At 65.6% G+C, this 11,187-nt stretch carries 12 protein-coding genes and 1 pseudogene; 5 read left to right on the forward strand and 8 right to left on the reverse strand.

All coding sequences use genetic code 11. The annotated features are described in order from the left end of the window. Positions 1-21: 21 nt before the first annotated feature. Together ACFVJ3_RS45945 and ACFVJ3_RS45950 are read right to left on the reverse strand one after the other, a co-directional pair. A complete protein-coding gene (locus ACFVJ3_RS45945; RefSeq protein WP_378458412.1) occupies positions 22-804 on the reverse strand; it encodes a crotonase/enoyl-CoA hydratase family protein in 783 nt (260 codons plus the stop codon). Next, positions 801-1,565 (reverse strand): SDR family NAD(P)-dependent oxidoreductase, encoded by a 765-nt coding sequence (locus ACFVJ3_RS45950; protein WP_378458413.1) that lies wholly within the window; start codon positions 1,563-1,565, stop codon positions 801-803. The genes ACFVJ3_RS45945 and ACFVJ3_RS45950 overlap by 4 nt, the downstream gene beginning before the upstream one ends. A gap of 110 nt (positions 1,566-1,675) precedes the next feature. On the opposite strand from ACFVJ3_RS45950, the gene ACFVJ3_RS45955 reads away from it, so the two are divergent. Then, positions 1,676-1,900 (forward strand): hypothetical protein, encoded by a 225-nt coding sequence (locus tag ACFVJ3_RS45955; RefSeq protein ID WP_378458414.1) that lies wholly within the window; start codon positions 1,676-1,678, stop codon positions 1,898-1,900. A 118-nt stretch (positions 1,901-2,018) separates the two neighbouring features. Here the strand turns inward: ACFVJ3_RS45955 and ACFVJ3_RS45960 are convergent, their stop codons facing one another. After that, positions 2,019-2,525: a nuclear transport factor 2 family protein gene (locus ACFVJ3_RS45960; protein ID WP_378458415.1), complete on the reverse strand. Its 507-nt coding sequence runs from the start codon at positions 2,523-2,525 to the stop codon at positions 2,019-2,021. Beyond that, positions 2,522-2,788, reverse strand: coding sequence for a transketolase C-terminal domain-containing protein (locus ACFVJ3_RS45965; RefSeq protein ID WP_378458416.1), 267 nt, complete (start codon positions 2,786-2,788; stop codon positions 2,522-2,524). Before ACFVJ3_RS45965 ends, ACFVJ3_RS45960 begins: the two co-directional genes overlap by 4 nt. Positions 2,789-3,345: 557 nt before the next feature. On the opposite strand from ACFVJ3_RS45965, the gene ACFVJ3_RS45970 reads away from it, so the two are divergent. Together ACFVJ3_RS45970 and ACFVJ3_RS45975 are read left to right on the forward strand one after the other, a co-directional pair. Next, positions 3,346-4,188, forward strand: a complete 843-nt coding sequence (locus ACFVJ3_RS45970; RefSeq protein WP_378458417.1) for an SDR family NAD(P)-dependent oxidoreductase — start codon at positions 3,346-3,348, stop codon at positions 4,186-4,188. Positions 4,189-4,253: 65 nt separating this feature from the next. Beyond that, positions 4,254-5,024, forward strand: coding sequence for an SDR family NAD(P)-dependent oxidoreductase (locus ACFVJ3_RS45975; RefSeq protein ID WP_378458418.1), 771 nt, complete (start codon positions 4,254-4,256; stop codon positions 5,022-5,024). Between the two features lie 1,018 nt (positions 5,025-6,042). Here ACFVJ3_RS45975 and ACFVJ3_RS45980 read toward each other — a convergent pair. Genes ACFVJ3_RS45980 through ACFVJ3_RS45995 form a run of 4 tightly spaced genes read right to left on the reverse strand, consistent with a single transcriptional unit; the run spans position 6,043 to position 9,784 of the window. Further along, positions 6,043-6,282, reverse strand: coding sequence for an SDR family oxidoreductase (locus ACFVJ3_RS45980; protein ID WP_378458423.1), 240 nt, complete (start codon positions 6,280-6,282; stop codon positions 6,043-6,045). Continuing rightward, a complete protein-coding gene (locus ACFVJ3_RS45985) occupies positions 6,269-7,918 on the reverse strand; it encodes an AMP-binding protein (protein ID WP_378458419.1) in 1,650 nt (549 codons plus the stop codon). Before ACFVJ3_RS45985 ends, ACFVJ3_RS45980 begins: the two co-directional genes overlap by 14 nt. Continuing rightward, on the reverse strand, positions 7,915-8,382 hold the full coding sequence (locus tag ACFVJ3_RS45990; protein WP_378458420.1) for a MaoC family dehydratase: 468 nt from the start codon (positions 8,380-8,382) through the stop codon (positions 7,915-7,917). The genes ACFVJ3_RS45985 and ACFVJ3_RS45990 overlap by 4 nt, the downstream gene beginning before the upstream one ends. A gap of 46 nt (positions 8,383-8,428) precedes the next feature. Then, positions 8,429-9,784, reverse strand: a complete 1,356-nt coding sequence (locus ACFVJ3_RS45995) for an MFS transporter (RefSeq protein WP_378458421.1) — start codon at positions 9,782-9,784, stop codon at positions 8,429-8,431. Between the two features lie 273 nt (positions 9,785-10,057). Between ACFVJ3_RS45995 and ACFVJ3_RS46000 the strand changes: the two genes are divergently transcribed. Both ACFVJ3_RS46000 and ACFVJ3_RS46005 read left to right on the forward strand, forming a co-directional pair. After that, on the forward strand, positions 10,058-10,726 hold the full coding sequence (locus ACFVJ3_RS46000; RefSeq protein ID WP_378458422.1) for a TetR/AcrR family transcriptional regulator: 669 nt from the start codon (positions 10,058-10,060) through the stop codon (positions 10,724-10,726). 291 nt (positions 10,727-11,017) lie between these two features. Further along, a pseudogene (locus tag ACFVJ3_RS46005) lies at positions 11,018-11,187 on the forward strand (methylcrotonoyl-CoA carboxylase); the annotation flags it as partial.

An 11,187-nucleotide genomic window follows, 5' to 3' on the forward strand; every position in this document is an offset into this window, starting at 1 on the left:
GTTCTTCCCTTCCCGTTCCTGTCAGCGACCGGTCCACACCGGTGCGCGCTTCTCCCTGAATGCACTGACTCCCTCGGCGGCGTCGTCCGACGAGAAGACCGGTGTCACCAGCGGCTCCTGGCGCGCGAACATCTCCCCCGGTGCCCAGGCCTCCGAGTCCGTGACGATCTGCTTCGTGACGGAGACCGCGAGGGGGCCGTTCGCCCCGATCGTTCCGGCGAGGGCCAGAGCGCTGGCGAGAGCTCCGCCGTCCGGCACGACCTCATTGACCAGCCCGAAGTGCTCAGCGCGCTGTGCCGAGATGGGCTGCCCAGTGAGCAGCAGCTCCAGCGCGATGGTGCGCGGCAACCGCGTCGGAAGCCGGAGTGCCCCACCGCCGCGCGCGATGAGCCCACGCTTGACCTCGGGAAGAGCGAAGGTCGCTCCTTCTCCCGCAACCACCATGTCGCAGGCAAGCATCAGCTCGAAACCGCCACCGAACGCACAGCCTTCGACCGCAGCGATGAGCGGCTTGCGCGGAGGGGCCTCGACGAGCCCTCCGAATCCACGGCCTGGGACGGTCGCGCGGCGACCGGCGGCCAGTTCCTTCAGGTCCATGCCGGCGCAGAACGTGCCTCCGGCTCCCGTCAGCACACCGGTGGTGAGGTCGTCAGAGGAGTCCAGCAGATCCAGCGCTGCCGCGATGGCCTGCGCGACATCGAGGGTCATGGCGTTCCGCGCCGACGGTCGGTCGATTGTTATCACGATCGTGCGTCCGTCGACGTCGATGTGTGCCTCTCGCGAAGTCGTTGCCAGGTCGATCATCTCGGCCCCATCCGCAGGGCGCCATCGAGCCGAATGGTCTCCCCGTTGATGTAGTTGTTCTCGAGAAGCTCGACAGCGAGGCGGCCGTAGTCCTCGGGGACGCCGAGACGCTTCGGATGGGGCACGCCCTCGGCCAGCCCGTCACGGATGTCCTGGCGCAGCCGGCTCAGCATTGGGGTGTCGAACGTCCCGGGTGCGATGGTGTTCACGCGGATCTGCCAGCTGGCAAGGTCGCGGGCTGCGACCAGGGTCATGCCATGCACGGCCGCCTTGGCCGCCGTGTACGAGGTCTGCCCGATCTGCCCGTCGAAGGCGGCCACGGAGGCCGTCAGGACGATCGCGCCGCGGTCGCCGTCGAGGAGCTCGGTGTTGCCGGCGATGCGTTGAGCTGCCAAGCGCAGCACGTTGTAGGTGCCGACGAGGTTGACCTTGAGGACCTCTTCGAAGGTGCCGAGGTCACCCGGTTCCCGGTTCTTGTCGATGATCCGAGTCCGGTCCCCACCCCGGCCGGCACAGTGGACGGCTGCCCGCAGCGGACCTGCGGATTCCGCGGCATCGAGTGCCTCGCTGAGCTCGTCTGTGTTCGTGATGTCGGCAGGGACGAACGTGACGCCGAATTCCTCGGCCACCGCCTTGCCCGGCGAGGAGGGAAGGTCGGCGATGATGACCTTCGCACCTCGGGCGAGCAGCGCTCGAGCGGTGGCCAGGCCGAGTCCGGAGGCGCCTCCCGTGACGAGGGCAGACGTTTCCTGTAAGAGCATGTGGTTCCTTGTCATCTCTGTGTAGTCAGGTACCGAGGAAGGTGGGGCGTCGCCCTTCGGCGTACGCCGCGATCGCCTTATCGAAGTCCTCGCTGTCGAGCAGTTGGGGCTTGGAACTCGACTTCGGCTTCGAGCGTGGTTTGCACCGTCGGCAGCGGATGGGCGAAGTCCTGCTTGAGCAGTCGGAGCGATTTGGGCGGCCCGTTACCGATGCGAGCGTCGTTGTCGAGCGCCGTCTGCAGTACGCAGCGGGATACCACCATGTTGTCGATCGCGCCGAGCCGCAGAGCATCTGGGGCGTCGAGCCGCTCACCGAACATCATGGGTTACCGTGATCGGACGGTTCCCACGCGATGTGCAAGCACCCACAGCGCACCGGCGTCCACAGCAAGGCCGATCCCGGTGAAGGAACTCGCGAAGCGCGCGAGGCACTGACCACGCGGTCGCAGGCCCCTAGGACCGAATGTGGTGCCGTTCCGACCCTGCCCAACCCTGCTCCAGCGGCACCGAGTACCAGACCTCGATGGCGACCGAAGTGAACAGCCAGCGACCGTCGATGCGTGCGTAGCGGTCGGTGAACCGGCCGGAGACCAGGTGGCTGCGACCGTGGTAGACAGGGGTTGCGAACAGGTGGCTGATGCCGGTGGCGGTGTCGCCGTCAACCTCGACGTCGTGCGCGGTCACGAACTGCCGGACGAACGCCTCGCCCCCGTCCGACAGCTGCTGCGGGAGCGCGATGAAAAACTCGCTGATCTCCGCCCGGCCGGAGGCCGAACCCCCCACATAGGAGTAGTCCAGCTCGGCGTCGGCGGCGAACAGATCGCCGATCTCCGACCAGCGGTCGGTGTTGACCATGTCGTGATAGCGGGCGCGCAGTCGGCGGATCTCCTCGCGGGACTCCAGGACGTCGACCCGGTGGCTCAGCGCAGTGATCTCGGCGGCGGTGTTGGAGGTAGTCACGTCAGCTTTACTACCTTTCTGATTGCTTCTTCGAGATCGTTCGGGCCGGGCATATGTTCTTGTTCGAGTGCTGTTGCGAAGGGGACAGGAGTGTCCTTGCCTGCTACGCGCAGTACTGGTGCAACGAGGGTCTCAAACAGTTGTTCCTGGATGGTTGCGGCGATTTCGGCCCCGAATCCCGCGCGTTGCACCGCCTGGTGCGCGATGACCGCTCGGCGCGTCTTGGTGACCGACGCCATGACGGTGTCGATGTCCCACGGCACAATCCACTGGAGATGCTGAGAACTCGGGCGTGCGGCGATCGGGCGGCTTCGGCGCGGAAGATGGAGCAGTCTGGTGGCTGGCGCCCTCCCAGTCGCGGTAAAGGTCTCGCGCGGGGTCGAGGAACACGAACTGACCGAAGTTCGCTGGGCGTTGCGGCTGCACGTACATTTCCGAGAACAGGGCGTGGCCCAAATCGGTTGATGGCGATGGTGTCGAGGCGGCCTTCCGCACGATCACGGGGCACGTCGTCCATACCATCGAGCAGCTGCTGCACATCGGAGCGGTTGGGCGTCGTTGGCAGTGCGCACGAGGTCGTAGAGTGCGAGCGCTCGGCATCGAGCTGCAGAGCGCGGCTGATGCGCTTGAGCATCGGAGACGCCGGTGGCGTTGCGCCCTCGACGCGCACGTACCTTCGTCGGCGCACCAAGCTAGGGGGGTACGGGCAGTAACCCTATAGAGCGGGTCTCCCTGGCGATGCGGGTGCGGATGTTGACTGGGGTCACCGGTTTTCGATCCGCCACTCGGGCGCGATCGCCGCGTCTTTGGAGGACACATCATGAGCACCAAGAACGTCTGGTTCGTCACCGGCGCGAGCCGCGGCATGGGCGTCGACATCGTCCAGGCCGCGCTCGCCGCCGGCCACTCGGTCGTCGCCACCGGCCGCAGTGCCGAGCGCGTTCAGGCCGCCGTCGGCGAGCACGAGAACCTGCTGACTGTGGCCCTCGACGTCACCGAGCCCGCTACGATCGACGCCGCTGTGCAGGCCGCGGTTGAGCGTTTCGGTCGCATCGACACTCTCGTGAACAACGCCGGCAACTTCTACGCCGGCTATTTCGAGAACATCAGCCCCGAGCAGATGCGCGCCCAGATGGAGACGAACTTCTTCGGCCCCCTCAATGTCACCCGCGCGATCCTGCCCGTCATGCGTCAGCAGCGTTCGGGCCAGGTCATCACGGTCACCTCGGCCGCCGGCCTCATCGGCCAGGAGTTCTGCGCCGCGTACGCGCCGTCGAAGTTCGCTCTCGAGGGGTGGATGGAGTCACTGCGATTCGATGTCGCCCCGTACGGCATCAGCACGATGGCTGTCGAGCCCGGGTTCTTCCGCACCGAGCTGCTCGTCGAGGGCTCCTCGACCATCTGGCCCGAGCTGGACATCGAGGACTACGCCGAGCGCACCGAGCAGACCATCACCGCGTGGAAGAGCATGAACGGCCAGCAGGGCGGCGATCCCAAGAAGCTCGCCGACGCCCTCGTGACTCTCTCGGACTCCGGTGAGCTGCCGCTGCGCTTCCTAGCCGGTGCCGACGTCATGGCTGGCGTCGAGCAGAACCTCGCCACCATCCAGGGTCAGATCGACGCGAACCGCGACCTCTCCGTGTCGCTCGCCTTCGACGCCTGAGACCGACTACTTCATTTTCCCGCTGTCCACCCGGGCGGTGGGCGCCCAATGGAAGGACATCACTCATGATCATCAACGCGCTCAACGGCACCGTCGCCATCGTCACCGGTGCCAGCAGCGGCATCGGCGACGCGACTGCGCGCCGGCTCGTCGAGCACGGCGCGACCGTCGCTGTCCTCGCTCGCCGCAAAGACCGCCTCGACGCGCTCGTGACCGAGATCGAGTCCGCCGGCGGCACCGCCCTGGCAGTCGAGGCCGACATCACCGACCGCGAACAGGCCGAGTCCGCCGTGCAAACGATCGTCGACCGCTTCGGTCGACTCGACATCCTCATCAACAACGCCGGACTCATGCTCCTCGGCCCCGTCAGTGGCGCCGACATCGAGGAGTGGGAGCGGATGATCGCCGTGAACCAGAAGGGGCTCCTCTACGTCACCCACGCCGCCCTGCCGCACCTGTTGAAGGCTGCAAAGGACGACCTGCGCGGTGTCGCCGACATCGTCAACATCTCCTCCATCGCCGGACGACAGGCGTGGGTGAACTTCGGCGTCTACAACATGACCAAGTTCGGTGTGAACGGCTTCACCGAGGCTCTGCGCCAGGAGGTCACCCAGCAGCACGTGCGCGTTGGCTTGCTCGAGCCCGGTGCCGTTGCCACCGAGCTGGTGTCGCACAACAGCCAGCAGGTCCAGGACGACCTCGCGGCCTCCGCCGCTGAGGCAATCCCCGAGCCCTTGCAGCCCGAGGACATTGCCGACAGCATCACCTATATGGTCACCCGACCCCGCCGCTCCTCGGTCGCCGAGCTATGGGCCATGCCCACCTCGCAGGCCTGAGCAACTCACGCGCGGAAGGAACGATCAGATAAGAACGACACCTCGGAGAGTTCGAGCGACCACATCGGCCTCGGCGCCATGCCCCATGGCTGGCACCTACGCCTCGGACGGCGCCCTCGATAACGAGGAGTCGATCCGCGCCGTCCGCCGGGCGCTCGAACTCGGGTGGTTATCCACGTCGACACCGCAGAGGGTTACGGCCCCTCTTCAGCGAGAACTTCCGCGCAGACGCCTTTGTGTACCCGTCGGTGGCGAAAGCCGCTGACACATGACGGGTGGGCTACCGGTATTGACCCGGCGGTGGCTCGAAGTCCGCAGTAGTGCGTCGACCGCAATTGTCGGGCCGTAGGTGGCCTCAAGGACCACCTGCGGGCGTTCCCGGACTTCCTCGAGTTGCAACGTCAGCGAGGTCGGGGCTTGACGATCCGCACCGAGAGTTGCTCTGCGGTGTGGGTTTGTCGATACACCACCGACAGTTGTCGGTGTATCGACAAATAGTCTTCCGTCGCATCCTAGGATTTGCCACCTCCACGGACCGAGCCAGTGGCGCACATCACTGTCGCCCTTCGGCGCGAGAGAGAGCTCTTTCGGCAGTCGCGAGCTGGACCGACGGACAAAACCGGGTCGCCGCCGTCGCCGCATTCAACCTGGCAGCCCTCAGCATCCTCGCGGCCTGGCGAAGCCTCGGGAATCGTTGTGCCCCAATATTTGGCGGTCGTCGGTGTCGACGCCCTTCCAGCCTCGGCATCAGTCGAATCGGCGCTCACCACCGTGGCGATGGATCTGACCGTACCCGCGCGAACCCTCGCCCGCGAGATCCTCTTGAAGGCGAAAATCTCTGCGCCTCTGTGCAATAGAACCGGACAAACCTCGATACTGATCGTTGTCCAGCGAGAGACAGCATGAACGGTTCACGCGTCCTCCTCCAAGCGATTACCAACCGAACCTGACCACCTCACGGCAAGCGGTGTCCGTTGTGCCTGTTGGTTACCGCGGCAACCAACAGACCAAACGGACATCAGGGTTCATAGGGGATCGGAGGACAGCGGCTGCCGAGGCCGCCGTCGACATCCAGGACGACGCCGCTGACGTAGCCTGCGCCGGGCGAGCACAGGTATGCCGTGGCCTCGGCGATGTCGGTGGGGTCACCGGTTCGCCGTCGTGGGACTTTGGAGACGAGTTTTTCGCGCGCGTACCGCTTCTTCGAAAGGCCCCATTGAAGGCTTCGTACGGTGCAATGGTCCTCAGCTGCGTTCAGCTACGCCGGAGGCGATGTTGCGCAGTTCCCGACGCATGATCTTCCCGGTGGTGGTCAGGGGCAGCTGACCGATGAAGGTGATCTGCCGGGGGTATTGGTAGAACGCCAGCCGGGTCTTGACGTGGGATTGCAGTTCCTGGCGCAGTTCTTCCGAGGCGGTGGCCTCGTCGGTGAGGACGACGAAGGCTTGGACAGCTTCGCCGCGAAGTTGGTCGGGGACACCGATCACCCCGGCCATGGCCACCGCGTGGTGGGAGAGCAGGCATTCTTCGATCTCGCCTGGTCCGATCCGGTAACCGGCCGAGGAGATGACGTCATCGGCGCGGCCCTGGTACCAGAGGTTGCCGGCCGCGTCGGCCCGGCCGAGGTCTCCGGTGTGGATCCATCCGTCGTGAATCTTTTCCTGCGTCTTGTCCGGTTGGTTCCAGTACTCGAGGAACTGTCCGGGATTTCCTGCGGCGATGCAGATTTCGCCGACCCGACCGGTCTCGACCTGTTCGCCCGTCGGGTCGAGGAGCCCGACAGTGAAGCCGGGGAAGGCGCGGCCCATCGAGCCTGGCTCGGGCTTCCAGCTGGACCGGCAGGTGCCGACCGTCAGGTTCATTTCCGTCTGCCCGTAGAACTCGTTGATCGCCACCCCGAAGGTGTCAGTGACCCATTCCTGCAGGGCGCCGCCGAGGGATTCGCCGCCACTGGCAAGGGCACGCAGTCGCACACCGCGCGCGGCGGCGCGATCGACGCCGGTGCTGCGCATCTGCTTGAGAGCGGTCGGGGGAATGAACGAAGCGGTGACCTTGTGCCGGCGCATGACCTCGATCGCCCGCGCGGGAGTGAATTTGTCCGGGGTCGCCACCACGGGGCACCCCATTGCCAGCGCCGGGAACAGCACGTCGAACAGTCCGCCGATCCACGCCCAGTCGGCGGGCGTCCAGAACACATCCCTCGGCTGAGGAGGGCCCTCGAAGGCCGTGCGGACGCCGGGCATGTGCGCGGGCAGAATCTTGTGCCCGTGCAAGGCCCCTTTCGGCCGTCCCGTGGTGCCGGAGGTGTAGATGATGATCGCGGGCGAGTTCGGTCCGGTGGGGGCGACGCGCTCGTCCTCGGCGGCGGCGTCGACCAGCCGCTCGAACGACAACACCGGAACCGGGGTCGGGCCGGCCGGGCTCTCCCCCACCAGCAGCACCGCTTCCAGCGACTCGATTTCCGCCAAGCTGTTCCGGATGCGCGCGAAGCCTTCGGTGTCGACGACGAGTATCCGCGCTCCGGAGTCGTTCAGTCGGTGGGCGACCGCGTCGGAGCCGAACTTGACCGACAACGGCACCGTGACCATCCCGGCCCGAAACGCCCCCAAATGAGCGGTCAGCACCTCGATGCCCTGGGGCACCATCACTCCGATCCGGTCGCCGGCGCCGATTCCGAGGTCGGCCAGTACGGTGGCGAACTTCCGGCTCAGGACCGCGACCTCGCCGAAGGTGTACTGATGCCAGAACCCTTCGACGTCGATGATCAGGGCGGGATCGGCCGGGTTTTTGTCGTCCACGCAGGCCCGGGCGATGTTGAACTCGTCGGGGATTTGCCAGGCAAAAGGAGTGGCGCTGAGATCTTGCCACCAGTCCTGCTGTACCGGGGTGCTCATTTCGCTGCTGCTTCCATCTCGATGGCCTGAGCCTTCCCCGCCACGAGAAGGGAGAAGAGCCCGGAGACGACGAGTGTGCCGTCTTGGTTGATCAACGACCCCTTGCAGGTGACGACCGCGGCCTCACCGCTGGGTCGTGGCCGGATCGCGACGACCTCGGAGACGGCGTGCACGGCGTCACCGAAGAACGTCGGGGCGTGGAACCGGACCTCGTCGAGCCCGTAGAAGCACTGCAAGTAGCTCGGATGCAGTTCGACCAGTCCGAGCAGGGTGGACAGCATCAGCGCGCCGTGCGCGATCTGGCGACCGAATCGGGTCCGCTGCGCGTACTCGGGATCCAGGTGCAGCGGGTGCCGGTCCCAGGTCAGCTCGGCGAATTCCTGCACGTACTCGTCGGTGATGGTGCGCGACTCGGTGGTGGTGGTATCACCGACGCGGATGTTCTCGAAGTGAGTGGAAATCAACGAATGTCCTTACGGATTTGGCTTTTTGGGGTTACTTTGCGGGTCGTTACTGTGGAGAGACTGGGCGATAGGTGCCGTCGTCGTCGATGAACATGTCGCTGCTGCCCCGGCTGAGGTCGGCCTCGCGAACGAAGAACACGCTGATCAGGGAGATCAACGACAGCGCCGCGACGTAGACCGCGACGGCGAACGAGCCGCCGGTGTAGGCGACCAACGCTGCCGCGATCATCGGGGCGATCGCGCCGCCGAGCAGCACACCGATCTGAAAGCTGATCGAGGCGGCGCTGTAGCGCACCCGGGCGTCGAAGAGTTCAGCGATGAAGGTGGCCTGCGGACCGTAGGAGATGCTGAGCATGAATGCGCCGATCGCCAGGGCGCCGGTGGTCAGCCAGAAGTTCCCGGAATCGATCGCGGCGAACGCGGGAAAGACCCATACACCCATTCCGCCGATGCCGACCAGCAGCGTTCGGCGCCGGCCGAACCGCTCGGAGAGCTGACCGAAGATCGGGATGAAGATCGCCGCGACCACTGCCGACACCATGACCGCGGTGAGCATGAGATTGCCGGGCAGCAGATCGAACTGATCGGCGTAGGTCAGGGTGTAGGTGTTGAGGATGTAGAAGTAGGCGCCGGTGCTGATCATCGAGCCGGCCGCCAGCACGATCTGCCGCGGGTAGGTGCGGAACGCATCGACCAGGGGAATCTTGACCTCGGTCTTCTGCTCCTTGACGCGGGTGAACGCCGGGGTCTCCTCGAGGGCCACGCGGATGTAGAGCCCGACGGCGACCAGGACGATGCTGAGCAGGAATGGAATGCGCCAGCCCCAGGTGAGGAACTGATCACCCGTGGCGGCCTTGGTACCGAATATGACCGCTGTCGCCAGCAGCAGACCGGCGGGCACTCCGACCTGCGGCATGCTGCCGTAGAAGCCGCGGCGGTTCTTCGGGGCGTATTCGACCGCGGTCAGCACCGCGCCGCCCCATTCGCCGCCGACCCCGAAACCCTGGATCAAGCGCAGGGCCACCAGCAGTGCCGGTGCCCACATGCCGATCTGGTCCGAGGTGGGCAGCAGGCCCACCAGGAAGGTGGCCGCACCCATCACCAGCAGCGCGAAGACCAGGATCTTTTTGCGTCCGACCCGGTCTCCGAAGTGGCCCATGACGACGCCGCCGAGCGGACGTGCGACGAACCCGACCGCGAAGGTGGCGAAGGAGAGGATCGTGGCGAGCCACGGGTCGGCGCCCGAGAAGAACATCGGCGCGAACACCAGCGCGGCGGACGCCCCGTAGATCTGGAAGTCGTACCACTCGATGGTGGTGCCGATGAGGACGGAGCCGGCCACGCGCCGCAGCGCTGGCCGGTCGACGGTCGTCGTCGGTGGTGTGGAGTGTGCAACCTTCACGTGCTTGCTCCTTGTTTTCGGGCGGGGACGCTCTCGCCATGTCGGCGGTGAAAGGGCTCTGGGACGCCGCAAAGAGGCTGACAGGGCCCCGGGGCCGGGCTCCGGGGAGAGCGTAAGCAGTGACTGGCACCACAGTCAAGCAATTCCCAATCAATCGATTGAGTTGCTGGTCAGATAAACCACGAGGTAGTCGTCTTATCCCAATCGATTGATTGGCGATCTGCTGGCTGAAGGAAGTGTTAGCATGATTCGGGAGCCGACCGAAAGGGAGCCATGGATCTGGGGCGCGTACAGCGGGCTGCGGTAACCCTTTTCGCCACGAAGGGCTTTGCCGCCACGGGCATCCGGGAACTCGGCGCCGAGGCGGGTATCAACTCCGCGACCCTGTATCACTACGTCGGCAGCAAGGAATCCCTCCTGGCGCTGATCATCCGGTCCTGCCTGGACGAGCTCATGGAAGCGGGGACCCGCGCCATGCGGAGCAGCGCCGATCCGGTCGTGCAACTCGCCGGATTGGTCGCCTCGCACGTGGGCATCAGCGCGGTGAACCAACTCACCGCCCGCGTCGCCGAATACGAAATGCGGGCACTGACCGAGGCCAACCGGGCCGAACTGCAGGCCAAGCGCGACGAGTACGAGGTGCTGTTCGGCCAGGTGCTCGAACGAGGACAGCGTGTGGGGTCCTTCGCGATCGAAGACCTCGCACTCTGCCGGTTGGCCATCCTCGAGATGTGCACCGGTGTCGCGCACTGGTACCGGCCGGGCGGCCGGCTCAATCTCGACGATGTGCAGCAGTACTTCGTCGGCGCTGCTTGTCGGCTGATCGCAGTTGATCGCAGCGAACTGGACGGGGCCGACTACCTTCAGGACGTCCGCCGCCTCGACAGCGAACCCGAAACGCACTCCACGGACGTCTGGGGTACCGGAGCCCTCGCGTACTGACCCGGTGCCCCAGTGGCCAGCGTGGAACCCCTCGAGTCGCCGCGGTGAAAAAGGACCGGTTGACAACTCCCGCGGGTCGCGAGGCCACCCCGCAACCCGAATGTGGGGCGAGAGCATACCGGCCACGCGTGGCCGTCTGTCGCGACGATCCACCAAAAGCATTGCACAATAATAGCTTCCGACTGAACCGACATCCTGGACTATCTAGACAACTCGGTTAATCGCCACTAATCTAAATCTCAGTTACCGCGAATTAACTCACTCCCCCACTCTTCAGATGAGGACAGACCCGTGTCAGCTCCCACCACGACAGCGCCACCAACCCATCGCGCACAACACCAGCAACTGGTCACCGAACTGCGCGACAGGCTGGCCGTGGCCGCGCTCGGCGGCAGCGAGAAGTCGCGTGAGCGGCACGTCAGCCGAGGCAAGCTCCTGCCCCGCGATCGAGTGGACACTCT

The sequence above is a fragment of the Rhodococcus sp. NPDC127593 genome (genome assembly GCF_042671975.1).
Taxonomy (GTDB): domain Bacteria; phylum Actinomycetota; class Actinomycetes; order Mycobacteriales; family Mycobacteriaceae; genus Rhodococcus_F.